Raw genomic sequence first — 23,998 nt, forward strand, 5'->3', positions numbered from 1 at the left:
GTTCAGGCGGTGATGAACCTCCGGTGGGGCGGGGTTCGGGCGGTGGCGAACGGCTCCCGGTGCGCCCGGGGTTCGGGCGGTCGTGGGCGCCCGCGCGTCAGGCCGCGCCCCGGTCCGGCCGGTCGGCGTCCGCGGCGGCGACGTGCCGCAGGGTCTCCCAGTCGGGGATCTTGGTACGCGCCCGGCCGAGGTTCCGGCCGCGGCTCTCCTCCTCCGCGTCGATCGACAGCCAGCCGTCGTACGTGACGGGCCTGACGCCGCGCTCGGCGAGCACCCGGTCGACCTCGTCGGGCCCGGCGCCGCGGGGCGGCCGGGCCGCCAGGTCCGCGACGACACCGGCCACCGTGTCGGCGGCGCAGGCCCGGTTCGTGCCGACGACTCCGGACGGCCCGCGTTTGGCCCACCCGGCGACGTAGTGACCGTCGAGCGCCCGGCCGTCGGGGCCCAGCACCCGGCCGGCGTCGTGCGGGACGCGGCCCAGGTCCTCGTCGAACGGCAGGGCGCCGACCGGTGTGCTGTGGTAGCCGACCGACCGGACGACCATGCCGGCCGTGAGATCGGTGACCTCGCCGGTCGCCACGACCGCGCCGTCGGCCTCCCGCGTCCTTTCCAGGCGCACGGCGGTGACGGCGCCGCCGTCGCCCAACAGCTCCACGGGGCGGGACCAGAAGTGGAAGCGCAGGGTGCGCCGGACGGCGGGCACCTCACGGGAGGCGAGGTCGGCGAAGACCTTGAGGTTGGCCGCCGTCAGCGGGTCCTGCGACCCGGCGGGCAGCATCCCGGCGTCCAACTCGGTCGCGACATCGTGGAGTTCGAGCAGTTCACGCAGTTCCTTCGCGGTGAACTTCGCGTGCTCCGGCCCGCGGCGGCAGACGAGGTGGACGTCGCGGACACGGCTGCGCGCGAGCCGGTCCAGGACGTGCGGCGGCATGTCGGTCCGCGCCAGGTCCGCCGCCGACTTCACCAGCAGGCGCGCCACGTCGAGCGCCACATTGCCCGCGCCGACGACGGCCACCGACTCCGCCTCCAGCGGGAAGGACTCCCCCGCGCGGGCGTGGTCGGGATGGCCGCTGTACCAGGCGACGAAGTCGGTGGCCGAGCAGACCCCGGCCAGCTCCTCCCCCGGTACGGCGAGCCTGCGGCCGACGGAGGCGCCGGTCGCGAACACCACCGCGTCGTACAGCTCCGCGAGTTCCCGCGTCGTCACGTCGCGGCCGACGTGGACGTCACCGAGAAAGCGGACCCCGTCGCGTTCGAGCACCTTCCGCAGGGCGACCACGATGGACTTGATCCTCGGGTGGTCGGGCGCGACGCCGTACCGCACCAGGCCGTACGGCGTGGGCAGCCGGTCGTAGACGTCGACCGACACATCGAGCGCGCCGCGCACGAGAGCGTCGGTCGCGTAGACGCCCGCCGGTCCCGAACCGACGACGGCGACACGGTAAGGGTTCATCTGCTCCTCATCCCCACCATTACTTAGCCATGCGTACTTAACCAGGCGAAGCAATACGTGTCAACGGTCACACCACGGGTCGTTTCAGAGGGTTCGCGGCACGGACGCGACGACCGCGCGCGTGGCGTCCGCCGCCCGCCGCGCCATCTCGGACGTCGGCCGCGACCGCAGCGCGTCGCAGTAGACCTCGACCGAGAACGGCGCCTCGACGCCCGGCCGGTCGAGGGCCGCCACGAACGCGCGCAGGTCGAAGTCGCCCTCGCCGGGCAGGACCCGGTGGTGGACGGCGTCCACCATGCGGTCGGGGTCGACCGGCGGCACCGGGCCGTCGTTGAACTGCACCATGAACACGCGCTCCGGCGGCGCCGTACGCAGCAGCCCCAGGTCCGGGTCACCGCGGAAGAAGTGCCAACTGTCCACGCACAGACCGCCGTTGCCACGGTCCGCCCCGGCCACGACGGCCAGTGCGGACGCCAGGTCGGGGATGCTGCTGTACGGCACGAATTCCAGCGCCACCCTCAGCCCGTGCGCCGCCGCCCGGTCGCACAACTCCCCGAAGGCGTCCACCACTTCAGGTCCGACCGGCCGGGCGTCCGCGACCGGCCGGGCGTCGAAGGTGCCGACGGTCTGCACGAAGGGCACCCCGAAGGTGTCGGCCAGGTGGAAGGCGGTCCTCTCCAGCTCCGGGTCGGCGTAGACCAGACCAGGACGGCCGGCGACACCCGCCGGTCGGCCCGGCGCGCCGTGGAAGCCGAACAGCACCTCGACCTCGTTGATCCGCACGTCCCACTCGGCGAGCACCGCGGCGAGGTCGCGGTCCTTCCACCCCCGCGCGAGCAGGTCCCGGTAGTACGGGATCGCGAGCCCGATCCCCTCGTACCCGGCCCGGCGGGCCGCGGCGACACGGTCGGGGAACGACGCGTCGCGCACGGTGCCCCAGGCCAGGACCAGCCGGGGCTCGCGCGCCGCGGGCGGCGCGTTCACCCGGCGGCTCCCGTCAGGTCGGGCAGCACGCGGCGTTCGACCAGCGTCCGCAGCGCGTCGCGGAAGGTCGCCTCGGTGTCGTGGACCCGGGTGTAGCCGGCCTGTTTGACCTTGACCGTGCTGACGAGCGCGGGCGGCGGCATCGTCGTCAGGCCGTATCCGAAGGTGTAGTCGGCGTACTGATGCGACCGGCCGAGGACGTCGAGCAGGGAGAGCGGGCGGAGCCCGTGCTTGGTCACGATGTCCTGCCAGACCCCGGCCAGCCGGGGCAGCTCCTCGGTCAGACTCATCGGACGGGGCGGCGCGCACGGCACGCCCATCGCGTCGGCCAGGGACGGCCAGAGCTCCTGCCAGGAGAACACCTCGCCGTTCGTCAGGTTGAAGTGCTCGCCCCGAGCCGCGGGCGAGGTCGCCGCCCACACCAGGGCGCCCGCGACCAGCCGCGCGTCCACCACCTGGCGCACCGGGTGGACCGTGCCGCCGGGGAAGCCGAACGGGATGCCCGTCGCGGCGCTGAGCGCGGCGAAGGCGCCGATCACCGGCGGTGTGCAGTAGGAGACGCCGTACGCCGGTCCCACGACCTGGACCGGCCGCAGAATGGTCCAGTCGAACGCGTGGCGGTCGGCCAGCTCCCTGAGCAGGTCCTCCTGGCGCCAGTAGAAGTTCTCGTGGTCGTCGCGCGGCGCCCGCTCCCGCGCCGGGACCGGGATCGGGTGCAGGTGGGCGCCGTACGCCTTCGTCCCCTGCATGACGGTGGCGTGCCGCAGCGCGCCCCCCTCGGCCAGCGGCCCGAGGACGTTGCCGAGCATCGCCTCGTTGGTCGCCATCTGCCGCGGGTCGGACCACCCGGCGACCAGGTCCGGTTTTTCGTACGCCGCCGCGTAGACCAGGTGGGTCGGCCGGGGTGCCAGCGCGGCGACGGCCGCGCGGGTCGCGGACCCGTCCGTGAGGTCCACCGGCACGTGCCGGCACCGTACGGATCCGTCCGCCTCGGGCGGGCGTCGTGAGAAGGCGACCACGTCCCACCCCTCGGCGGCGAAGGCGGTGATCGCCGCGGCCCCTATGAGCCCGCTGGCCCCGGCCACCAGCACTCGTCCAGCACTCATCTCGTCTCCCTTGACGATGGGGCCCGTGTCGGCGGTCCTGCGGTCAGAAGGGCGGAAGCAGTGCGACGTCCTGCGGCGCGCTCACGAAGTAGCGCTCGACCAGGCGCCGGGCGAGCTTCCAGGCGCCCGCGCGGCGCTCGTAGACGTCGTGGTAGGTGCAGCTCACCCAACTGATCCTGCCGTCCGGGTGGACGCAGACGGCGATGGCGTCGCTGCGGCCGGTCGCGCGGTCGGGGGTCTCGAAGCGGGCCGTGTGGTTGGTGGTCCAGTGATAGGTCTCCTTCCACACCTTCCCGATGACCTCCTGCGAGCGGCGGATCTCGTCCGTGCCGTGGAAGTCGCCGCGCCCGCCGGGGATCAGGTACTCGGCGTCGTCGTGCCAGATGCTCATGAAGCGGTCGATGTCGCGGCGGTCGGTGCCCTCGCAGTAGCCCGCGACGATGTCGGCGAACTCCGCCCGGCCCTCCAGCTCGTCGATCCGCTGCTCCAGCGACCGGCCCTCGGTGCGTGTCGTCATGTGCTCAGACCTCGGCCTTCGGCGCGGTGCGGAACTTGTCGGGGTAGTCGTCCGGCAGGTCCTCCTCGGCCAGCGGGACGATGTGGTGGTCCAGGACGTAGCGGTCCTCGCCCTTGGCCTTGTCGTTCTCGTCGAACTCCCAGAAGACGACGGTCCTGGCCGACAGCACGTAGAAGGGGCTCGCGGGCGAGGTGTCGTCCACGAAGCCCATCTTGCGGGCGACCGCGGCGGTCAGGATCTGCCGGAAGGTGCCCTCGGTGACGATGTCGTAGTCGCCGACCACCACACGGGTCTTCTTCGACTCGATGACGTACGAGCCGTTGTTCACCATCTCGGTGTAGTTGGCTCGAACCTGCTCGATGCCCTTCGGGCCGGTGTCCCCCTTGACGTTCCCCAGGACGCCGTACTCGTGGTACTGCGGGTCGTCCGAGAGCGTCGGCAGGACCATGTCGAGGTCGGCCAGCACCTCGCCCTTCGAGTGGTGGACAACCGTCTCGAGATGCTTGAGCTGCAGAGGTGTTTTGGCCTTGTGCATGTGCGCCTCGAAGCTGGTGTACGTCAGCTCCGGCCTGAAGTCCTTCATTTTCCCTCCTCAGGGATACGGGATCTCCGTGTGACGGTCGCCACAATTTATCTAACCATGTAAACTAATGGCTGAATCCGACACCCGCAAGGGTGTTCGGCGAATCAGCGCAGATGTACGCAAACCCCCGATGAAACGGGGTTTCTGGACATGGCCCTGACAGATCTACGACGTGGGCACGTGGCGTCGGGAAGCCCGCCGGGCGCATACTTAGCAGCGCGAAGTTGATGAGGCGAACGCCCAGATTCGGGGTAAGGATGACCACGACCACTAACGGCTCTGTCGACCGCGTCAAGCACGAGCACGCCATCCGGCGCGAGGATCTGACGCGCCTGCGGATGACGCTCGGTCGCCTCGGACGGGTATTGCGGCAGCAGAATGACGACGGTCTGAGCTATGCCCTCATTTCGCTGCTCTTCAACATCGGCCGCAACCAGCCCGTCTCCGCGGGCGAGCTGGCGGCGTCGGAAAGGGTCTCCCCGCCGTCGGTGACCAGGTCGCTCAACCGCCTCATCGAACTCGGCTACGTCTCCCGTACCGCCGACCCCGCCGACCGCAGGGCGGCGCTGATCGAGCTGACGCCCAGCGGCGCCGACGAGCGGGAGCAGGTGCTCAAGAGCCGCGAGGTCTGGCTGGAGGAGCACCTGGGACGGCTGGACGACACGGAGCTGGAGAGCCTGCTCACCGCGCTGCCCGCCCTGGAGCGGCTCTGCGACCCCGAGCTGCCGCGCCGCCCCTGACGTCCCCCGGCCCGCGGCGGCCGGCGGGCACCGGCCGTAGGTGGCGGTCAGCGGATCTCGACCTCCTCGCGTGAGCGCGCCAGGGCCGCCTCGGCGCCCTCGCGACGCACCTCCCACAGGAAGTTGAACTCGCCCGGCTGGAAGTGGATGTTGCTCAGCGAGGCGCCGACGACGGTGGTCGCGGCGAATGAGAGCCCGACGCCCAGCTTCTCCAGCGAGGCGAAGACGGCGTACTTCTCGGTGACGATGCCGTCCCGCATGATCGACGCGCACATGGCGGCGAGTTCGGCCGCCCCCCGTGGCGCGTCCTCGGCGACGCGGTCGACCAGACCGTAGTCGAGCGCGGTCCGCGCCGACCAGGCCACGTTGCAGTACATCAGCTCCTTGGCCCGCTTGAGGCCGACCGTCGCGAACAGCAGCGACATGTCGCCGTCCACCCCGACGTTGTGCCACCGGGGGGAACCGAAGGTCGCGTCCTCGCCCGCGACCACCAGGTCCGCGCAGAGCGCCAGGTAGAGGCCGGTGTCCCAGCAGCGGCCACGCGCCTCGACGACCGTCACCTTCCGGCAGTGCAGCAGCCGGCTGTACAGGCCCGTGCTCCCCCACCACGCCTCGTCCAGCGCGATCAGCCGCGCCCGCTGGCTCGGGTGCTTGCGCACCGATCCGCCGGGCGCCTGCACGTACTGGTCCCAGGCGTCGGCCGGGTCCCAGCCCGCGCACAGGTCGTCGCCCTCGCCGCGGATCAGGACGGCCTTCACGTCGTCGTCCCGGTCGACGTCCGCGAGGTGGGCCGCGAACTGCTCGGCCATGGCGCGGGTCATGAGGTTGCCCGTCGCGGGACGCCGTACGGTGACGGTCGCGATGTGGTTCTCGTGGTCCTTGCCCAGTTCGACCCGGCCCTCGCTCATGCGCTCTCCTCCGTGAGACCGGACCCGACCGCCGCGCGGTGGATCGCGTAGTGGTCGGCCAGGTCGAACTCCCGGCCCACGCCGTGCGCGTCGTAGACGGCCTGCTGGAGCATCTTCGACATCGTCATGCCGTCCAGCGGCATGCCGATGACGGCGGCGGTCATCGACACGACCTCCGCGCGGAGCCGGCCGACCGGGACGACCCGGTTGACCAGCCCGATCCGCCCGGCGGTGGCCGCGTCGTGGACGGTCCCCCTGAGCAGCCACGACTTGGCGCGGTTGAGCCGGACCGTCAGCGCGGCCAGGACGAAATTCGCCTCGGGCACGTCGAGGAAGGGCGAGCCGAACACGGCGTCCTCGCTCGCGACGGCCAGGTCGGTACAGAGCAGGAGCGCGGTGCCCGCCCCGTGGCACGCCCCGCGCACCTCGGCGATCACGACCTTCTTCGCGAAGCAGGTCGCCTGGTAGACCGCGGTCGACGCGGCGAAGGCGCGGTGCCAGGTGGTCGGCGCCTCGGCCGCGGACGGGAATCCGGTGGCCGCCTCCGGCGCGAAGTCGGGCCCCGTGGTGCGCAGCACGATCGCCTTGACGTGGTCGTCGTCCGACGCCTCGACGACGGCCGCGGCCAACTCGGCGGCGAAGGCGGGGTCATGGGCCGTCAGCGGGGCGAAGCTCTCCACCTCGATGTACGCGCGGCCGTCGGCCACGCGGAGGTCGACGGCGCTCATCCCTTCACCCCCAGGCGGGGGTCGGCCGCGCCTTTGCGTTTCTTGTCGGCGTCGAGCGCGCCGCCGACGCCGACGTCCCTCGCGGTCTTCCAGAAGTCCATCTCGTCCGGGCCCGATTGGAGGAAGTGCGAGACCAACAGCCCCGTGATCGAGGGGACGCTGGTGTCCATCGCGCCCTCGGCGGCGCGCAGCCGCGACTTCAGGTACAGCAGGTGGCCGGAGGGCCGGGCGGCGAGGTCGGCCGCGATCGTCCGTGTGGCCGCGGCGAGTTCGGCGGCCGGGGTGACGGTGTCGACGAGGCCGAGGTGGTGCGCCTCGGTCCCACTCATCGGCATCGCGGTGAAGCCGGTGCGCCGGGCGGCCTTCATGCCCAGGATGCGGTTGATGTGCACGCTGGCGACCGCGCCCGCCGGGCCCAGGAAGCGCGCTTCGAGCGCGCCGATCCTGCTGTCCTCGGCGGCCGTCACCACGTCGGCCTTGCACGCGATCATGAAGTAGGCCGCCGCGGCGCAGTAGCCGTGCAGTTGAGCGACGGTGACCTTCGGCGAGCGGGAGATCGCCTGGCTGAAGCCCAGTCGGCCCCACGCCATGTCCGCGCCGTACCGGTAGCCGACCGTCAGGGTGCGGCGCCGCTCGTGCGGGCGCTTCTGGCCCCACTGCTCATTGATCTCGTTGCCGCTGCAGAACGACTTCCCGTTGCCCCGGATCACGATGACCCGCACCGTCGGGTCGTCCCCGGCAAGCGCCATCAGCTCGATGATTCGGTCGCGCATGGGCACGCTCATGGCGTTGTGCTTCTCCGGCCGGTTCAGCGTCAGATACGCGATGCCGGACGCCGGGTCGGCCTCGTACAGCACCTGTCGCGCCGCGGCGGCGATGCTCTCCGGGGTTCCGTACTTCACGCCTTGCCCACCTCTTCCGTTGCTCGGGGTGATTCCGACGGCGCGTGCGCGGGCCGCGCCTGCTCGACCACGCCGTCCGCGACGAGCGCGTCGATACGGTCCTGCGGGACGCCGAGGCGCGCGAGTACGTCGCGGGTGTCGGCGCCCAACTCCGGTGTCCAGTCGCCGACCCGCGCGGGGGTGGCGCTGAGCAGGAACGGGTTGCCCACGGTGCGGACGGTCCCCCAGGTCGCGTCCGGCTGCTCGACGACGAAGCCGTTCGCGAGGACGTCGGGGTCGCGGGCGGCCTCGACGAAGGTGTTGACGGGAGCCACGGGTACGCCGTTGTCCCGCATCCGCTCGACCCAGGTGTCCCGGTCGGCGGTCAGGAAGATCTCCTCCAGGACCGGCTCCAGGACGTCGCGGTGCCGCTCGCGGATCCTGCTCTTCTCGAACCGCGGATCGTCGCGCAGGTCGGGCCGGCCAAGGGCCGCGGTCAGCCCGTGCCACACCTTCTGGTCGGTGGCGCCGATGACGATCCAGCGGTCGTCCCCGCAGCGGAACGCGCCCGAGGTCGACGTCACACGGCCCTGGGTGCGCTTCACCTCGTCGCCGTGCAGCGCGATGGTGACCTCGGCGGTGTGCAGGGCCAGGCAGGAGCCGACGAGCGAGCCGTCCACGCGCTGGCCCCGCCCGGTGCGCTCCTTGGCCAGGAGCGCGGTCAGGATGCCCATCGCGAGGAAGACGGCGCCGGCCGAGTCGGCCATGCCGCGGCTGGCGAGCCGGGGCGCCCCGTCCGGGGTGCGGACGAAGTCCGAGAGGCCGGAGACGGCCTGCGCGACCATGTCGAACATCGGCTCCTTGGCGCGCGGGCCCAGCGGGCCGTAGCCGGACGCGGCGGCGTAGACGATGCCCGGATTCTCCTGGCGCAGGGTGTCGTAGCCCAGGCCCAGCTTCTCCATGACGCCGAGCCGGAAGTTCTCCACGACGACGTCGCACTCGCGGGCGAGGGCCTTGACGATGTCGCGGCCCTCGGGGGTGGTGATGTCGACGGCGATCGACTTCTTGCCGCGGTTGAGGCCGGTGAAGAACCCGGCGTATCCGTCCGGGGCCTGGCGCAGCCGCCGGTCCCACTCGCCGCCCGGCCGCTCCACCTTGACGACCTCCGCGCCGAGGTCGGCGAGGATGCGGGTCGCGTAGGGGCCCTGGAGGAAGCGGGTGAGGTCGAGGACCTTGATCCCGTCGAGCGCTCCGGCGAGGAATTCGGGCGCGCCGGGCGCGGGCTGGGGCGCGGTGTCCGGGGTGACCACAGGCGCGGTCGCGCGGTCGACGCCGGTTCCGTCCTCACGCGCGGTCGTACGCTCGACGCCGGTTCCGTCCTCAGGCGCGGTCGTACGCTCGACGCCGGTTCCGTCCTCACGCGCGGTCGCGCGCTCGATGTCGGGCGCGGTCATGCGTCCTCCCCCACCGTGGCCGTGACGAGTACGTCGAGCGCTTCGACCCGACTGCCGTTGACGCGCAGGGGGTTGACCTCCAGGGTGTCCAGGCTGGGTCCGACCGACAGGGCGGCCCGGCTGATCGCCACGATCGCCTCGCTCAGCGCGTCGAGGTCGGCGGCCGTGCTGCCGCGTGCGCCGCGCAGCAGGGCGGCGCCCTTCAACTCCCCCAGCATCCGGCGCACTTCGCGGGCGTCGACGGGCAGCACTCGCAGGCTGGTGTCCTTCATGACCTCCACCCAGATGCCGCCGAGGCCCACCGCGAGCACCGGCCCGAAGGTCGAGTCGACCGTGACGCCGACGAGGAGTTCCTGTCCCGGCTCCCGCATCGGCGAGACGAGCACACCGCGCAGGTCGGCGCCGGGGACGTTCCGCGCCACCGTCGCCGTGATCGAGTCGTACGCCGTCGCCGCGGCCCCGGCGCCCTCGACGCCGAGGACGACTCCGCCGACGTCGGACTTGTGCGCGACGGCCCGCGAGCAGATCTTCATCGCCACCGGGCCGCCGGCCTTGGCCGCCGCGCCCGCCGCCTCGGCCGCGGAGTGGACGAGCACGGCCGGGACGATCGGCACACCGGCCGCCTCCAGCAGGGCCCGCCCCTCGTCCTCCGCCCAGGTGCCGGCCGTCGGCCCGTCGCCGACCGCGGCGGGCGGCACTTCCCCGGTCCCGCTCGCCGTCACCCGAAGCGCGTCGCGCTGCTCGACCCACCGGGCCACATGCCCGAGGGAGGTGATCGCGAGGTCGACGCCGGGCAGCAGGAACAGCTTGTTCTCGGAGAGCAGCGACAGGGCGTACGGCGAGATGTCCAGGCAGGTGTTGGACGAGAGGAAGACCGGTACGGGCGAGGCGGCCACGATCTCGCCGATGATCTTCATCCGGCTCTCGATGAACGTCGGGTCCTCGGGGCGCTCGTCCGGCAGCGGCGTCATCATCGAGAACATGAAGTCGATCCCGGAGTCCTCGACCGCGATCTCCATGAGGTCGTCCTCGGCCTTCGTCGGCCGGGGTCTGGCGCGGGCGTGGCCGAAACCGGTGGTGTCGAGGGGGTTGAGGATCGAGGCGAACTCCGGCAGGTGCGCGGCCAGTTTGGCGCCGGTGTCCTCCTGCCAGCCGGGCAGGGCCAGGCCGTTGACCAAGGCGAGGTCGGCGATGATGTTGCAGCCGCCGCCCGACGAGGTCACGACACCCATGCGGCGGCCGTCCGGGAGCCGCGGGCTGTAGCCGAACACCCCGGCGGTCGCGACCAGTTCCTCGACGCTCTCGACGCGGACCATGCCCGCCTGCCGGAACGCCGCGTCCACGACGGCGTCGTCGGTGGCCATGGCGCCGGTGTGCGCCATGGCGGAGCGCATGCCCTCCTCGCTCCGCCCGGCCTTGTAGACCACGATCGGCTTGCCCGCCCGCAGCGCCTTCGTGCCGAGTTCGAAGAGCCGGTCCGGCTCGCGCACGGTCTCCAGGAACAGGGCGATGGCTCGGGTGCTCTCGTCCTCGATCAGGTAGTCGAGGACGTCCAGGCTGGTCAGCACGGCCGAGTTGCCCACCGACGCCCACAGCGTGGAGCCCACGCCGTGCGCCTGGGCGAACTGATACGTCGCCCGCGCCATCGAACCGCTCTCGAAGACGGCGCCGACCGGACCGGCCACGGGTGCGGACTCGGTGGCGACGGCCCAGGGCACCACCCCGTCCACCGCGTTGATGAACCCGATGGTGTTCGGGCCCATGAGCGTCAGGTCGAGATCGACCGCGCTCTGCGCCAGCCGCCGCTGCCGGTCGCGTCCGTCGGCTCCGGACTCCCCGTATCCGGAGGCGAGGATGACCGCGTTCTTGATACCCGCCGCGGCGGCGTCCTCGAGGATGGCGTCGACCCGGCTCGGGCCGACCATGATGTAGGCCATGTCGACGGGCTTTTCGAGGTCCCGCAGCGTCGGGACGGTCGGTTTGCCGAACACCTCGCCGTACTTGGGGTGGACGAAGCGCACATCCCGCACCCCGCCGCCGAGTTCGAGGGCGTTGAGGAGATTGCGCGCCCAACTGGAGCTCGGCGATGCTCCCACGACCGCGATACTGCGGGCGCCGAAGAAGCGGCGCAGCCTGTCCGGCTCGACGATCGAGCGTCGTGCCGCGTAGTCAACGGTGAGCATGGGGCGTAACTCCTCGGGAGTCGGGCGATGGAGATCGGACCGTGGGATTCGGGCTGGGATTCGGGCGGGGAAGCTCGGGCGGAGGGACGTCGCGCGAAGGACGTGGGCGAAGGACGTGGGGCGATTTATTTAGCCACGTAAAGTATTGCCCATGGCCCTGCGGCCGGACACCTGGGCGACCCGGCCGCTCAGCCGAAATAGGCGGCGTTGAGCTCGGCCCCCTGGAGGGAGGACGGCGTGCCGGTGGCGGCGATCCGGCCGTCGCGCAGGACGATCAGCCGTTCGCTGGCCCTGGCCAGGCGGTCGCTGTTCTGCTCGACGACCAGCATCGAGATGCCCTCGGCCTGGAGGGCCCGCAGGGACGCGTAGATCTTCTCGATCACGACCGGGGCGAGCCCCAGCGACGGCTCGTCCAGGAGCAGCAGTCTGGGCCGCTGGATGACGGCGCGGGCCAGGGAGAGCATCTGCTGCTCCCCGCCCGAGAGCAGGCCCGCGAGCTGCGTGCGGCGCTCCGCCAGGATCGGGAACAACTCGTAGACCAGGGCCTGCTTCTCGGCGATCGCGCGCCGAACGGCGCGTCTGCTCAGCCGCATCGCGGAGATCTGCAGATTCTCCTCGACCGTGAGCGGGCGCAGGACGCGGTGCCCCTCCGGCACGATCACGATCCCCTTGCGGACGCTGGCGGCCGTCGAGAATCCGTTCATCCGCTCGCCCTGGAAGGAGACCTCCCCCGACCTGGGCTTGAGGCCGCCGCTGAGGGCGCGCATCAGGGTCGTCTTGCCCGCGCCGTTCATCCCGACCAGGCCGAGCAGTTCGCCCTCGGCGAGGGTGAAGGAGACGTCGTGGAGTACGGGTTGGTGGTCGCCGTAGCCGGCCGTCAGGCCGGTGACGTCGAGAAGCGGCGTGCTCATCCGGGAACCCCCAGGTAGGCGGAGATGACCTCTTGCTGTGCGAAGACCTCGTCGGGCGGGCCCTCCGCGATGACCTGGCCGTGGTCCAGGACGTAGACGCGGTCGCAGGCGCTGGTGATCAGCGGAAGATTGTGGTCGACCAGGACCACCCCGAGGTCGCGGGCGCCGAGCGCGCGGACGGTCGCGGCGATCTCCTGGCGTTCGAACTCGGTCAGTCCCGCGCCGGGTTCGTCCAGCAGCAGGAACGCCGGGTCGAGCATCAGATTGCGGGCGATCTCGACCAGGCGGAGCACGCCGTACGGCTGGTCCGCGGCCAGGCTCCTGGCGCGGTCGGCGAGGGCGAGGTCGGTGAGCAGGGTCATCGCCCGGTCGCGTCCGGCCAGCGCCTGCTTGCGGGCGGCCGGGCTCAGCAGCGACTGGCGGAGCCAGCCGACCTTGCCGATGCCGTCCCCGGCGAGCATGACGTTCTCCAGCAGGGTCAGTTCGGGGATGACCTTCGGGCTCTGGAACGTCCGGCCGATGCCCGCCCGTACGAGGTTCTGCGCGGGCGTGCCGAGGATCTCGTCGTCGCCGAGGCGCACGGAGCCGGTCGCCCGGACGTCCCCGGTGATCGCGTTCAGGAGGGTGGTCTTGCCCGCGCCGTTGGGGCCGATGAGTCCGATGACCTCACCGGTCGCGAAGGAGAGCGAGACGTCGTTGACCGCGGTGTTGCCGCCGAAGGCGACCGACACTCCGCGCACCTCGACCCGTGCGTCCCGGTGCACGGCCCTGACCGAGTCCGCGAGGCGGTGGGTCACCTGGGTCACCGTCTCGGCGACGGCGAGGCCCGGTTCCCGCGGCTCCAACTCGCCGGTGGGCTCTGCCGCTTCGTCCGGCCGTCGGCGCCTGAGCAGCCACTTCACGAGGTTGTCCAGGCCGCCCGCGATGCCGCCGCGGGTGAGCACGACGAGCACCAGGATGCCCACGCCGTAGACTAGGTCCTGCGCCTGGCTGGTGGCCAGCGACAGCTCGTCCATCACCAGGATGGCGACGACGCCGAACACCGGACCGAGGAAGTAGCCGCTTCCGCCGAGGATCGCGGCGAGCAGCAGCGCCACCAGGCGGGTGAAGCTGAAGGTCTCCAGGTCGATCACGAGCTGGAAGTGGGCGAAGAGCACCCCGGCGAGTCCGGCGAGGCCGCCGGAGATCGCGAAGGCGACCAGCCGCGTGGAGTCGGGCGAGACCCCCACGGAGGCGAGCACGCGCGGCCCCTCGCGCAACGCGGTCAGTTTGCGCCGCATCGCCGACAGGTGGATGCGCAGGACGAGTTCGTACGTGAGCCACGCGAAGAACGCGGCGAGCCAGTAGTACGAGAGATAGCCGCTGATGAGCTGGTGGCCGAAGAACGTGGGCAGCGGAATCGAGTAGATGCCGATCGTGCCGCCGCTGAACTCGTGCCAGTTCACCATGACTTCGGCGAGCGCGAGCGCGAAGGCGAGCGTCTGGATGGCGAGGAACAGCTCGTTGAGCCCTCGGGTGGGAACCGCCACGAGAACGGAGAGCACGGTGGTGACCGCGACGGAGATCAGCAGCGCGGGCCAGAACGGCATTCCGAACCGGACTTCGAGATAGACGCTGGTGAAGGCCCCGACGCCGTAGGTGATGACGACCGAGAGATTGAAGATGCCCGCGTAGCCGTAGACGATGTTGAAGGCCGTCGTGAGGATGTACGCGATGACTCCGGCGGACGCCAGGTGGACGTAGTAGTCGTTGCCGCTGGCGACGAGTCCGACGATCACCAGGACCAGTGGGCCCGCGACGTGTTTGGCCCAGACCGAGGTCAGTGCCCTGCGTATTCCTTCGGGTTTCTTCGGGGCGCCGCTCACCTCGCGCGGTGCGGCCTTGTCCAGTCCGATGGTGCTCATACGCGCTCAGCCGTTCCGCGGAAGGTGAACAGCCCTGTCGGCCGCACGAGCAGCACCAGGGACAGGATCACGAAGAGTGAGGTCAGGTGGTAACTGGCGGCGATGTGCTGGTCGGTGAAGGTCATCACGAAACCGGCCACGACGGCGCCGCCCACCGCGCCGAAGAGACTTCCGAGGCCGCCGATGACGGCGCCGACCAGGCTCAGGACGAGGAGGGTGGGCGCGACGTCGACCGAGACGCTGCCGAGCGAGGCCTGGAAGATGCCGCCGATGACCAGGCAGGCGCCCGAGACCACCCAGGCGAGCAGTTCGAACCGCATCGTGCGGACGCCGTAGACCTGCGCCAGTTCGTGGTCGAAGGAGACGGCGGACAGGTGGTGCCCGATGAGCGTCCGGTCGAACAGGAACCACATCACGAGCAGCAGGAGGAGCGACAGGCCGATGACCAGCAGCCGTTGCTTGGAGGTCTCGTAACTGCCGATCGAGACCGAGCCGTGGATCCAGGGCTGCACGATCGAGGGCTCGCCGCCGAACCACGTGCGGGTCAGGAAGTTGAGCAGGAGTCCGAAGCCGAGGGTGGCGAGGGTCAGGCCGATCACCGGCACCTTCTTGCGCTGCGCGGGCACGATCGCGATCGCGTAGCAGGCGGCGCCCAGGACACCGCCGACCACGATCGTCAGGACGACGCCGAGGCCGCTGTTGCCGGCCCCCCAGGAGGCGCACGCGGCACCGGCGAAGACGCAGAAGTTCCCGGCGCCGAAGTTGACGACTCCGCTCACACGGAACACCAGACTCACCGCCAGGACCAGCGGAATCAGCACCGCCGCCTGCGAGAGGCCGGTCACGACCAGCGAGATCATTGCGCACTCCCTTGTGCCCAGGAACGGTCCGCACCAGAATCTTTCACATGGCTAACTGCTATGAGACTGAGGTCGCGGATCATCCCTGTCAAGGGGTCGCCGGAAACCTTCCGCGTCGGCTCGCGTCGGCACTGCCGGATTTACTTAGCATGATGTAACGTTCGTCGCCCGACCACAGAGAGGGGCCCTTCATGAGCACCGAGCCGCTGCTCCGGCTGTACCACACCGGCATGATCGTGGACAGCCTCGACAAGGCGATGGCGGCCATGGGCGACGCCCTGCGCCTGGACTGGGCACCGCCGCTGACCTCGACCGTTCCGCTGGAGTGCCCCGACGGCGTCGTCGGGCGCGAGGTCCGCTTCACCTACTCGCTCCAGGGCCCGCACTTCATCGAGTTGCTGGAGCAGATCGACCCGGCGCCGTACCTCAACGTGACGGGCGGGCGCAGGGTCCACCACCTCGGCTACTACACCGACGACCTGCGCGCCGCGGCGGCGGCGCTGGAGGCCAGGGGATACCGGCGCGAGCTGAACGGCGTCGCCGAGGACGGCGGCATCGGCCGCGCCACCTTCCACTACAACCCCGAATCCCCCGGCATGTGGATCGAGTTGGTCTCGCACGAGGTGGCCGAGCAGATCGACGGCTGGATCGCCGAGGCCGCCGCCGCCAAGAACATCCCGTACGTCTCCCCGTTCGCATGAGCGGGCCGCTGACCGGACTCCACGTCCTCGACCTGTCGACGTACGTCGCGGGCCCCTCCGCGACGATGACGCTCGCCCAACTCGGCGCGGACGTCGTACGGGTGGACCCCGTCGGCGGCGCCACGGACACCCGGCGGCTGCCGCGCGGCGCGGACGGCACCAGCCTGTACTGGGCAGGGCTCAACAAGGGCAAGCGCTCGGTCGAGGTCGATCTGCGGTCGGAGTCCGGGCGCGACGTGGTGCGCGAACTGCTGGCCGCACCGGGCGGCGGCCACGGCCTGCTGGTCACCAACGCGGTCGGCCAGTCGTGGCTGGACTACCAGGAACTGCGCCGCGTCAGGCCCGATGTCATCGTCGCCCACATCGGCGGGCGCGGCGACGGACGTCCGGCGGTCGACTACACGATCAACTCCGAGGTGGGCCTGCCCTGGCTCACCGGGCCCGTGGACTCCTCGCTCCCGGTCAACCACGTCCTGCCCGCCTGGGACCTGCTCACCGGTCTGCACGTGGCGCTGGCCCTGCTCGCGGCGCACACCGAACGCGCCGCCACCGGTCGCGGCCGGCTCGTCGAGGTCAACCTCGCGGACGTCGCCGCCGCGACCATGGCCCACCTCGGCTTCGTCGCCGACGCGGTGGTGAACGGCGCGGGACGGCTGCGCGACGGCAACTACCTCTACGGCAGCTACGGTTGCGACTTCGCGACCGGCGACGGCCGCCGGGTCATGGTCGTCGCCCTGACCGCCAGGCACTGGGACAAGCTCGTCGGACTGACCGGCACACGTACCGTCCTCGACAGCCTTCAGCGCACGCTCGGCGTGGACTTCGGCGACGAGGCGGCGCGGTACGAGCACCGGGACCTGATCTCGGCGATCCTCGCGCCGTGGTTCTCCGCGCACACCCACACCGAGGCCGTCGCCGCGCTCGACGCCGGGCACGTCCTGTGGGGCGACTACCGGACCGTCGGCGAATTCGTCCGCGATCCGCTGGTGACCGCCAACGACCTGTTCCACCAGGTGGATCAGCCGGGCGTCGGCGTGTTCCCCGTACCGGGTCCGGTCACGCGGTCGGCCGGATGGGGGCAGGACACGCCCGCCCCCGCGCCCCGGCTCGGCGCCGACAACGACGCGGTCCTGCGCGAGTGGTCGCGGGCACCTGCCGAGAACCCGCGGGCCGAAAGCCGCCCGATATGAGCACCGACCGGCTCTTCCTCACCTTCACGCACCTCAACGACGCCACCCGGCACGCCGAGTACAACGCGTGGCACCAGCTCGACCACCTGCCGGAGAACGCGCTGCTCCCCGGCGTCGCCTGGGGGGACCGCTGGGTCCGCACCCCGCGGTGCGCGGCGGCCGGTCATGTCGGCGACGACGCCTACGCACCCGTCCAGTACGCCGTCGCCTACGGGTTCCGTGCCCCGCTGGAGTCCGCGCTGCGGGAGTGGACCGACCTCAACCAGCGCGCGCTGTGGTGGGGCCGCCGCCCCGAACTGCCCTGGACCGAACGACGCCCGGTCGGCTTCTTCCACCCGGTCAAGGAGTACGCGGCCCCGCGCGTCCTCGTCGCGGCGGCGGCGCTCCCGCACCGCCCGCACCGGGGCGTCCACCTCACGCTGTCCAGGACGGCCGCTCCCGCCGAGCCCGCGGGCGCGGCCCGTTTTGCCGCGCTGGACCGGGAGTTGATCCCGGCGGTGCTCGCGGTGCCCGGTGTCGCGGGCGCGGCGACGTACCGGTTCGCCGAGGGCGCGGGCGGGTTCGGGTCACCGGCCGGGAGCGCCGACGACGGTCTGACGGTGCGCGTGCTGTACCTCGACGGCGACGTCCTGGAGACAAGCGCTCGCGTCGAGGACGCGCGGCCCGACTGGATCGGGCGGGACAGCGCGCCCGGCGACGCGGAGCACGTCCTGCTGAGCACCCCGATGCTGTCAATCCGCCCGTGGGAGTGGGACTGGTTCGACGGCGGCCGGCCGCGGCTCTGACCGGCGCGCGCGGCGGCTCGGCACACAGCAGCTGACCACGACCGAGGCCGCGCAGGTGGCGGCGCAGGCGAGCGCGGCCCAGGTCAGCCCGGTCGTCGTCGCCTCCCCCGCCGGTCCGTGGGCCGCGCCGATCAGCGCCGCGGTGACCGCGCTGCCCACCGCGCCGCCGACCGCCCGCAGCAGGATGTTGACGCTGGTGGCGCTGCCGGTCTCGCCCGGTTCGACCGAGTCGACGATGAGGCCGGGCAGCGTGCCGAAGGTCGCCCCCGCTCCCCAGGACGTCAGGACGACCGCGGCCACCAGCAGCGCCAGGTGCCCGTCGACCTCGATCAGCATCAGCGGCCCGAGCGCGCCGACGACGCCTCCCGACGCCAGCGCGACCCGTCGGCCCCTGACCCGCGCCAGCGCCGTCGCGGTACGGCTGCTCAGGTAGTTGCACAGCGCGATGGGGACCATCACCACACCGATCGCGCTGAGGCTGAGCCCCACGCCGTACCGCGTGTCGCGGGAGGCGAGACCGATGCGGGTGATGAGGACGGGCGTGTTGTACAGGCTCACGCCCATCAGCAGGCCGGTGAGGTGCGCGGCGAGGACGTCGCGCCGGGCGAAGAGCCGCAGTTGCACCAAGGGGTGGGGGGCGCGCAGTTCGAGCCGGATCCACCACAGCGACAGGCAGAGGGCCGCTGCGCCGAGGACGAGCACCCCGGCGCTCGACCAGCCCCAGGAGTTGCCCTGGCTGACGGCCAGCAGCGCGCACGCCGTGGCGGCGATCAGGACCACCGCGCCCGGCACGTCCAGCGGCGCGTCGCGGCCCACCGGCACCGTTCGCGGCAGACCGGCGGCCACCGCGAGCGTGACGAGCAGCGCGAGCACCGTGGCGCCGCCGTACGCCGCCCGCAGGCCGAAGTGATCGGCCACGAACGTCGTGAGCGGGTAGGCCGCCCCGGCGCCGAGCGCCGTGGTGATCGACAGCAGCGCGACCAGGCGGGCCGTCGCGGGACCGGAGTACAGGTCGCGGGCGCACGCGATGGTCATCGCCACCAGCGCCACCGCGACGCCCTGGAGCGCGCGTCCCGCCAGGAAGACCCCGAAGTGGGTCCCGGCGGCGGAGACCGCGCATCCGAGGGTGACGAGCGCGCACACCACGACCATCGCGGGTCTTCGCCGCCGTCCGTCGGCGAGCCGGCCGAGCAGCGGGGTCAAGGTGGCGCCGACGAGCAGGGTGATCGTGTACGACCACTGGGACGCCTCGGTGCCGACGCCGAAGGTCTGCTGGACCCGCGGCACGAGCGGGGCGCCGAGGGTGACGACCGCCGCCGAGACCAGGGCGGCGGACACCAGCAGTGCCGACAGGGCACGCCCGCTCGCCCCCGGCCCCGGCGGCCGGTCGTTCAGAGGGTCACCGTCAGCCTGTCCACCGACCGCATCTTCAGGCCCGACCACGCGGGCTCGAACCCGTCGGCCAGGCGCATGCCGGGGAACCGGTCGAGCAGGACGTTCGAGGCCATCTCCAGCTCGGATTTGGCGAGCATCGCGCCGAGGCAGAAGTGCCGCCCCGAGCCGAAGGCGAAGGTGTCACCGGCCGCGGTGAACGTCTTGGCGTGGTCGAGGTCGGGCCGGTGGAAGTCGAAGGTGTCCGGGTCGGAGAACCGGTCCTCGTCGCGGTTGGCCGAGGCCATGAGGAGCATCACCAGGGTGCCCGCGGGCAGCAGGGTGCCCTTGACCTCGACGTCCTGGGTGACCTTGCGGCCGTTCATCTGGGACGGCGGGCTGATCCGCAGGGTCTCGCTGATCGCGGGGATGACCTGCGAGCGGTCGTCCCGTACCTCCTCGAACAGCGTCCGCTCGCGCAGCAGATAGGCGAACATACTGGCCAGCGCCTTGCCGGTGGTCTCGGACCCGGCGTTGAGCAACTGCGTGACGTGGGTGAGGATTTCGAGGTCGTCCAGGCGCTCGCCGTCGATCTCGGCGGTGATCAGCCCGGAGATGAGGTCGTCGCCGAGGTGCGAGCGGCGGTCCTCGATCACGGGGGCGAGGTACTCCCAGAGTTCCTTGGTGGCCCGGCGGCCGAGTTCGTCGATCTCCGGGTCGCGGGCGAGGTTGCCGAGGAAGGCCACGTGCCTGCTGTACCAGTCGAAGAACCGGTCGTAGTCGCTGTGCGGCAGGCCGAGCATGTCGGTGATCACGTAGACCGGCAGGTAGTAGCCGAAGTCGGCCAGCAGGTCGACGGTGTCGCCCGGCCGGAAGCCGCGGGTGAGGTGCGCGGACGCCGACGCGACGGAGCGGTCCAGGATCGTCGCGACATTGCGCGCGATGACCGGCGCCCACTTCTCCAGGCCCTTGCCGCGGAAGTACGGGGTGACCAGGGCCTTCTTGCGGCTGTGTTCGGCGCCGTCCATCTGGAGCATCGAGCGGCCGAAGACGGGCTGGAGGCTGACCTCGTAGTTCTGGGTGGAGAACAGCGGGTTGCGGTAGGCGGCTCCGACGTCGGCGTGCTTGCTGATCAGGTAGCCGCGGTAGCCGTCGTCCCAGTGCACGGGGGCCTCGGCCCGCAGCCGCCGGTAGAAGGCGTCGGGGTCGGCCGCGACCTCGGAGGAGAGGAATCCGGGCAGCGTCCCAGCGGTGGTGTCGGTCATCACGACGTCGCCTCCTGCGCGATCTCGTCGAGTCGGTATCCGGGTGTGCCCCCCGTGAGCGGCATGACGGTCAGCGACAGGCCGCCGTCGACGGGCAGGTCCACGCCGGTGACATGCCCGGCGCGCGGACCCGCGAGGTAGAGCACGGCGTCGGCGATGTCCTCGGCGCGCGCGATCTTCCGCATGGGGGAGACCGCTTCGCGGTAGCGCCTGTTCGCCGCGGCGGCCGTGTCCTCCGCGTCGCCGAACGATTTACGGGTCAGGCCGGTGTCCGTCGGGCCGGGCGAGACGCAGTTGGCCCGGATTCCGTACCGGCCCCATTCCACCGCCATCTGCTGGACCATCATCTTCAGCGCCGCCTTGCTCGCGCTGTACATGCCGAGCGGCGGTGTCGGATGCGTCGCGGAGATCGACGCGGTGGCGACGATCGCACCGCGCGACGCGCGGAGCGCCGGGAAGGCCGCCCGTGCCAGCAGGAAGGTCGCGCGGGTGTTGACGTCGAACGTGCGCTGGAAGGTCTCCAGGCTGAGGTCTTCGAGCGGGTCGGCCGAGCTGATCCCGGCGTTGCTCACGAGGGCGTCGAGGCCGCCGAAGGCGGAGACGGCCTCTTCCACCGCCTTGCCGACCGCCGCCGGGTCGCTCAGGTCGACGGCCAGCGGCAGGCATTCGGCGCCGGTCCCCCGGAGTTCGGCGGCGACCGCCTCGATGGCCCCGGCGTCGCGGTCGAGCAGCGCGAGCCGCGCCTGCCCGGCTCCTTCGCTCCCGGCCGCGCGCGCGGCCAGGGTCGCCACCGCACGTCCGATCCCACTGCCCGCGCCCGTGATGAGGTAGCGCACCGGAACCTCCCGATCATTCATTTAGCGATGTGAAATAACACGATAGGAGTGCTGCCCGCCACCGTCAAGGCACGGGATCGGCCGCCGTCACGGCATCCGATCAGCCCAGCAGTCGGACCGGCATGGCCAGTGGCGTACGCAGTGAACGGCCGCCCCAGCGCAGGTCGGCCTCGACCGGCCGCGCGCCGGGGAACCTGCGCGCGATCGTGCCGAACAGCGCCGTCGCCTCCATCCGCGCCAGACCGGCCCCCAGGCAGAAGTGCGGCCCGAGGCCGAGCGAGACGTGCGCGCGGCTGTCGGAGCGGGCGATGTCCAGCTCGTCCGGCCGCGCGAAGACCGCGGGGTCCCGGTTGGCCGCGGCGAGCACGCCGATGACGGTGTCGCCCGCCTCGACCGCGACGCCGTCGACCTCCCGCCCCTCCTTCGCGACGTACGGCAGGAAGTGCGCGGGCGTGACGAAGCGCAGCAGCTCCTCCACCGCCGCCGGGACCCGCTCGGGCTCCGCGACGAGCAGATCCCACTGGTCCGGGTGGCGCAGCAGTTCGAGCAGCCCGATGGCCAGCAGATTGCTGGTCGTCTCGTGTCCCGCGAAGATCATCAGCGCCATCATGGCCATCGCCTCCTCGTGGGAGACCACGCCGCTGTCCTCCGATTCCAGCAGGGCGGCCACGAGACCGGTCTCGGAGCCGCTCGCCCGCTGGCGCGCCACGAGCACGTCGATGTACGTCATCAGGTGCCGGTACGCCTCGTCGGCCTCGACCGCCGCCCTCTCGGAGTCGGCGTTGAACTTGTTCTCGGCGATCTTCTGGGCCCATGAGTGGACCATGTCGAGGTCGTCGATCGGGATGCCCAGGAGGTCGCCGAGCACCTGGAGGGGAAGGGAGTACGCGAACTTCTTGAAGTCGGCCTCGCCGCCGCCCGCCGCCAGCGCGGTCAGATTGCGGTCCACCCGTTCGCTGACCTTGTCCTGCATCTCACGGGCCAGATTGCGCGCCGAGAACGGCGGCTGGACCGCCCGCCGCACCCGCGGGTGGTCCGGCGGGTCCATCCGCACCAACTGGTGGAACTCCTGGTCGAGGACCCGGCCGAAGGCGGCGCTGCCGTGCGGGCTGAACTCCCGCTTGGCGCGCTCGTAGCGCGCGGAGGTCTTCGTGCCCTGACGGCTGTAGAGGATGTTGTTGTCCCCGAGCAGTTGGTGCACGTGCTCGTGCCGGCTCAGGATCACCACGTCACCCTGCTTCCAGACGGGGATCTCCTCGCGCAGCCGGTTCCAGGTGGGGTACGGGTCCGCGAGTCTGTCGCCGTCCCCGGCCAGCAGGGCGAGTACGTCGTCCCGCAGGGCGTCCGCGCCCGCGCCCGTACCGCTGCTCATGCCCGTACCTCCGCTCGGTCCCGCACCGCTGCTTGATCCCGCACTGTCACTGACTCCCGCACCGCCGCTTGATCCCGCACCGTCACTCACTCCCGCACCGCTGCTTGATCCCGCACCGTCACTCACTCCCGCACCGCTACGACGAGCTTGCCGACGACGTGGCCGGTGAGCAGGTCGGCGAAGGCCGGGCCCGCGGCGGCCAGGCCGGGCGCCAGGTGGATCTCCTGGTCGAGGGCGCCCGAGGCGATCATGTCCGCGAGCGCCCGGCGCGCGTCGGCGTTCTCCGCGGCGAAGTCGGCCGCGCGGAAACCCTGGACGGTCAGCGAACGGGTCACCAGCCGGAACCAGTTGTCCAGCGGCAGCGGCGGGACCACCGCCTCGCCGATGCCGGACATCTGCCCGCACAGGGCGACGCGGCCGAGCGGTCCCAGCCGCTCGACCAGCCGCGCGGACGTCTCGCCCCACACGTTGTCGAAGACCGCGTGCAGCCCTTCGGGCGCCCAGCGGTCGACCTCGGCGGTCCAGTCCGGAGCCCGGTGGTCGACGGCGGTGATGCCGAGCCGCTTGAGGCCGTGCGCCTTGTCGGGGCCGCCCACGACGCCGAGGACGTCGGCGCCGCTCGCGGCGATGAGCTGCGCGGCGACCTGGCCCACTCCCCCGAAGGCGCCGGTCACGACGATCTTCTCGCCGCGACGCGGGCGGAGCACCCGCCGTACCCCGAAGTAGGCGGTCAGACCGGTCAGTCCGAGCAGACCGACCGCGTGGTGGAGGGCCACACCCTCCGGGGAGTCGTACCGCTCGGCGCTCGCGGCCGGGACGCGGACCGCGGTGGCCCAGGCGCCCGGCGCGGTCACCGTGTCCCCGACCTCGAACGCGTCGCTCCGGGACTCCACGACGGTGCCGACGACTCCGGCGGGCGGGACGAAACCGGCGCCCTCCGACCGGAGCCGGATCCGCTGCGAGGGATCGAGGGAGGCGTACCGGACCTCGACGAGGATCTCGCCGTCGACCGCCGGGGGCAGTTCCCGTTCGGCCACCTCGAACGAACCGGCGGTGAGGGGTTCCGCGCCGTCGTGGGTGAGCCGGGCTTCGTGTGTGGTGACCGACCCTGCCATGGGGGCCCCTTTCGGATTGCGCAATAAATTAGCATGGTTAATGGATTGTCGACAGAATCCACCGGCTCATCGGACGACTCGTCCGCCGACTCGTCCGTCAGCTCGTGCGGCGGCTCGTTCGTCAGCTCGTGCGGCGGCTCGTTCGTCAGCT

At 71.6% G+C, this 23,998-nt stretch carries 22 protein-coding genes; 4 read left to right on the forward strand and 18 right to left on the reverse strand.

The window, feature by feature from the left end; all coding sequences use genetic code 11:
* Positions 1-97: 97 nt before the first annotated feature.
* The 5 genes from ACFZAM_RS14795 to ACFZAM_RS14815 all read right to left on the reverse strand — a co-directional run bounded on the left by ACFZAM_RS14795 (position 98) and on the right by ACFZAM_RS14815 (position 4,643).
* Positions 98-1,453 carry an FAD-dependent oxidoreductase gene (locus ACFZAM_RS14795; protein WP_391046039.1) on the reverse strand — a complete coding sequence of 452 codons (1,356 nt, stop codon included), beginning with the start codon at positions 1,451-1,453 and terminating at the stop codon, positions 98-100.
* An 84-nt stretch (positions 1,454-1,537) separates the two neighbouring features.
* On the reverse strand, positions 1,538-2,437 hold the full coding sequence (locus tag ACFZAM_RS14800; RefSeq protein ID WP_391046041.1) for a TIM barrel protein: 900 nt from the start codon (positions 2,435-2,437) through the stop codon (positions 1,538-1,540).
* On the reverse strand, positions 2,434-3,543 hold the full coding sequence (locus tag ACFZAM_RS14805) for an NAD-dependent epimerase/dehydratase family protein (protein ID WP_391046043.1): 1,110 nt from the start codon (positions 3,541-3,543) through the stop codon (positions 2,434-2,436). The genes ACFZAM_RS14800 and ACFZAM_RS14805 overlap by 4 nt, the downstream gene beginning before the upstream one ends.
* Before the next feature lie 43 nt (positions 3,544-3,586).
* Positions 3,587-4,060 (reverse strand): nuclear transport factor 2 family protein, encoded by a 474-nt coding sequence (locus ACFZAM_RS14810; protein ID WP_391046044.1) that lies wholly within the window; start codon positions 4,058-4,060, stop codon positions 3,587-3,589.
* Positions 4,061-4,064: 4 nt separating this feature from the next.
* A complete protein-coding gene (locus ACFZAM_RS14815) occupies positions 4,065-4,643 on the reverse strand; it encodes a hypothetical protein (RefSeq protein WP_355342444.1) in 579 nt (192 codons plus the stop codon).
* Between the two features lie 257 nt (positions 4,644-4,900).
* Between ACFZAM_RS14815 and ACFZAM_RS14820 the strand changes: the two genes are divergently transcribed.
* Positions 4,901-5,383, forward strand: a complete 483-nt coding sequence (locus tag ACFZAM_RS14820) for a MarR family transcriptional regulator (protein ID WP_355342447.1) — start codon at positions 4,901-4,903, stop codon at positions 5,381-5,383.
* Between the two features lie 47 nt (positions 5,384-5,430).
* Here ACFZAM_RS14820 and ACFZAM_RS14825 read toward each other — a convergent pair whose 3' ends face one another.
* From ACFZAM_RS14825 to ACFZAM_RS14860, 8 genes are all read right to left on the reverse strand, one after another.
* On the reverse strand, positions 5,431-6,291 hold the full coding sequence (locus ACFZAM_RS14825) for an enoyl-CoA hydratase-related protein (protein ID WP_391046047.1): 861 nt from the start codon (positions 6,289-6,291) through the stop codon (positions 5,431-5,433).
* A complete protein-coding gene (locus tag ACFZAM_RS14830; protein WP_355342453.1) occupies positions 6,288-7,019 on the reverse strand; it encodes an enoyl-CoA hydratase/isomerase family protein in 732 nt (243 codons plus the stop codon). The genes ACFZAM_RS14825 and ACFZAM_RS14830 overlap by 4 nt, the downstream gene beginning before the upstream one ends.
* Entirely contained in the window at positions 7,016-7,921 is a 906-nt protein-coding gene (locus ACFZAM_RS14835) for an enoyl-CoA hydratase-related protein (protein WP_391046048.1), read from the reverse strand. Before ACFZAM_RS14835 ends, ACFZAM_RS14830 begins: the two co-directional genes overlap by 4 nt.
* Entirely contained in the window at positions 7,918-9,354 is a 1,437-nt protein-coding gene (locus tag ACFZAM_RS14840) for a CoA transferase (protein WP_391046049.1), read from the reverse strand. Before ACFZAM_RS14840 ends, ACFZAM_RS14835 begins: the two co-directional genes overlap by 4 nt.
* On the reverse strand, positions 9,351-11,537 hold the full coding sequence (locus ACFZAM_RS14845) for an acetate--CoA ligase family protein (protein ID WP_391046051.1): 2,187 nt from the start codon (positions 11,535-11,537) through the stop codon (positions 9,351-9,353). Before ACFZAM_RS14845 ends, ACFZAM_RS14840 begins: the two co-directional genes overlap by 4 nt.
* A 188-nt stretch (positions 11,538-11,725) precedes the next feature.
* Positions 11,726-12,448, reverse strand: coding sequence for an ABC transporter ATP-binding protein (locus ACFZAM_RS14850; RefSeq protein WP_355342465.1), 723 nt, complete (start codon positions 12,446-12,448; stop codon positions 11,726-11,728).
* A complete protein-coding gene (locus ACFZAM_RS14855; protein ID WP_391046053.1) occupies positions 12,445-14,352 on the reverse strand; it encodes an ATP-binding cassette domain-containing protein in 1,908 nt (635 codons plus the stop codon). The genes ACFZAM_RS14850 and ACFZAM_RS14855 overlap by 4 nt, the downstream gene beginning before the upstream one ends.
* Positions 14,349-15,212: a branched-chain amino acid ABC transporter permease gene (locus ACFZAM_RS14860; protein ID WP_355342471.1), complete on the reverse strand. Its 864-nt coding sequence runs from the start codon at positions 15,210-15,212 to the stop codon at positions 14,349-14,351. The genes ACFZAM_RS14855 and ACFZAM_RS14860 overlap by 4 nt, the downstream gene beginning before the upstream one ends.
* A gap of 191 nt (positions 15,213-15,403) precedes the next feature.
* On the opposite strand from ACFZAM_RS14860, the gene ACFZAM_RS14865 reads away from it, so the two are divergent.
* From ACFZAM_RS14865 to ACFZAM_RS14875, 3 genes are read left to right on the forward strand one after another with little or no spacing between them, the layout of a single operon-like run.
* Entirely contained in the window at positions 15,404-15,913 is a 510-nt protein-coding gene (locus tag ACFZAM_RS14865) for a VOC family protein (RefSeq protein ID WP_188284259.1), read from the forward strand.
* Positions 15,910-17,103, forward strand: coding sequence for a CoA transferase (locus ACFZAM_RS14870; protein ID WP_391046055.1), 1,194 nt, complete (start codon positions 15,910-15,912; stop codon positions 17,101-17,103). The genes ACFZAM_RS14865 and ACFZAM_RS14870 overlap by 4 nt, the downstream gene beginning before the upstream one ends.
* Entirely contained in the window at positions 17,100-17,888 is a 789-nt protein-coding gene (locus tag ACFZAM_RS14875; protein WP_391046057.1) for a hypothetical protein, read from the forward strand. Before ACFZAM_RS14870 ends, ACFZAM_RS14875 begins: the two co-directional genes overlap by 4 nt.
* Here the strand turns inward: ACFZAM_RS14875 and ACFZAM_RS14880 are convergent.
* The 5 genes from ACFZAM_RS14880 to ACFZAM_RS14900 form a co-directional block, all read right to left on the reverse strand.
* Positions 17,835-19,226 carry an MFS transporter gene (locus ACFZAM_RS14880; protein ID WP_391046058.1) on the reverse strand — a complete coding sequence of 464 codons (1,392 nt, stop codon included), beginning with the start codon at positions 19,224-19,226 and terminating at the stop codon, positions 17,835-17,837. The genes ACFZAM_RS14875 and ACFZAM_RS14880 overlap by 54 nt on opposite strands.
* Positions 19,227-19,279: 53 nt before the next feature.
* Complete coding sequence (locus tag ACFZAM_RS14885) at positions 19,280-20,524, reverse strand: cytochrome P450 (protein ID WP_391046059.1); 1,245 nt, start codon at positions 20,522-20,524, stop codon at positions 19,280-19,282.
* Complete coding sequence (locus ACFZAM_RS14890) at positions 20,524-21,381, reverse strand: SDR family oxidoreductase (RefSeq protein ID WP_391046062.1); 858 nt, start codon at positions 21,379-21,381, stop codon at positions 20,524-20,526. Before ACFZAM_RS14890 ends, ACFZAM_RS14885 begins: the two co-directional genes overlap by 1 nt.
* A gap of 79 nt (positions 21,382-21,460) precedes the next feature.
* Entirely contained in the window at positions 21,461-22,732 is a 1,272-nt protein-coding gene (locus tag ACFZAM_RS14895) for a cytochrome P450 (protein WP_391046064.1), read from the reverse strand.
* A 122-nt stretch (positions 22,733-22,854) separates the two neighbouring features.
* A complete protein-coding gene (locus ACFZAM_RS14900) occupies positions 22,855-23,847 on the reverse strand; it encodes a zinc-binding dehydrogenase (protein ID WP_391046067.1) in 993 nt (330 codons plus the stop codon).
* Between the last annotated feature and the right edge of the window lie 151 nt (positions 23,848-23,998).

Source organism: Streptomyces sp. NPDC008079 (assembly GCF_042957385.1).
Taxonomy (GTDB): Bacteria; Actinomycetota; Actinomycetes; order Streptomycetales; family Streptomycetaceae; genus Actinacidiphila.

Excerpts from the sequence above, each read along its gene's own strand:
- ACFZAM_RS14795 (WP_391046039.1), bottom strand. The coding sequence starts at position 1,453 with ATGAACCCTTACCGTGTCGCCGTCGTCGGTTCGGGACCGGCGGGCGTC.
- ACFZAM_RS14805 (WP_391046043.1), bottom strand. The coding sequence starts at position 3,543 with ATGAGTGCTGGACGAGTGCTGGTGGCCGGGGCCAGCGGGCTCATAGGG.
- ACFZAM_RS14810 (WP_391046044.1), bottom strand. The coding sequence starts at position 4,060 with ATGACGACACGCACCGAGGGCCGGTCGCTGGAGCAGCGGATCGACGAG.
- ACFZAM_RS14815 (WP_355342444.1), bottom strand. The coding sequence starts at position 4,643 with ATGAAGGACTTCAGGCCGGAGCTGACGTACACCAGCTTCGAGGCGCAC.
- ACFZAM_RS14820 (WP_355342447.1), top strand. The coding sequence starts at position 4,901 with ATGACCACGACCACTAACGGCTCTGTCGACCGCGTCAAGCACGAGCAC.
- ACFZAM_RS14825 (WP_391046047.1), bottom strand. The coding sequence starts at position 6,291 with ATGAGCGAGGGCCGGGTCGAACTGGGCAAGGACCACGAGAACCACATC.
- ACFZAM_RS14830 (WP_355342453.1), bottom strand. The coding sequence starts at position 7,019 with ATGAGCGCCGTCGACCTCCGCGTGGCCGACGGCCGCGCGTACATCGAG.
- ACFZAM_RS14840 (WP_391046049.1), bottom strand. The coding sequence starts at position 9,354 with ATGACCGCGCCCGACATCGAGCGCGCGACCGCGCGTGAGGACGGAACC.
- ACFZAM_RS14845 (WP_391046051.1), bottom strand. The coding sequence starts at position 11,537 with ATGCTCACCGTTGACTACGCGGCACGACGCTCGATCGTCGAGCCGGAC.
- ACFZAM_RS14850 (WP_355342465.1), bottom strand. The coding sequence starts at position 12,448 with ATGAGCACGCCGCTTCTCGACGTCACCGGCCTGACGGCCGGCTACGGC.
- ACFZAM_RS14855 (WP_391046053.1), bottom strand. The coding sequence starts at position 14,352 with ATGAGCACCATCGGACTGGACAAGGCCGCACCGCGCGAGGTGAGCGGC.
- ACFZAM_RS14860 (WP_355342471.1), bottom strand. The coding sequence starts at position 15,212 with ATGATCTCGCTGGTCGTGACCGGCCTCTCGCAGGCGGCGGTGCTGATT.
- ACFZAM_RS14865 (WP_188284259.1), top strand. The coding sequence starts at position 15,404 with ATGAGCACCGAGCCGCTGCTCCGGCTGTACCACACCGGCATGATCGTG.
- ACFZAM_RS14870 (WP_391046055.1), top strand. The coding sequence starts at position 15,910 with ATGAGCGGGCCGCTGACCGGACTCCACGTCCTCGACCTGTCGACGTAC.
- ACFZAM_RS14875 (WP_391046057.1), top strand. The coding sequence starts at position 17,100 with ATGAGCACCGACCGGCTCTTCCTCACCTTCACGCACCTCAACGACGCC.
- ACFZAM_RS14885 (WP_391046059.1), bottom strand. The coding sequence starts at position 20,524 with ATGACCGACACCACCGCTGGGACGCTGCCCGGATTCCTCTCCTCCGAG.
- ACFZAM_RS14890 (WP_391046062.1), bottom strand. The coding sequence starts at position 21,381 with ATGAATGATCGGGAGGTTCCGGTGCGCTACCTCATCACGGGCGCGGGC.
- ACFZAM_RS14895 (WP_391046064.1), bottom strand. The coding sequence starts at position 22,732 with ATGAGCAGCGGTACGGGCGCGGGCGCGGACGCCCTGCGGGACGACGTA.
- ACFZAM_RS14900 (WP_391046067.1), bottom strand. The coding sequence starts at position 23,847 with ATGGCAGGGTCGGTCACCACACACGAAGCCCGGCTCACCCACGACGGC.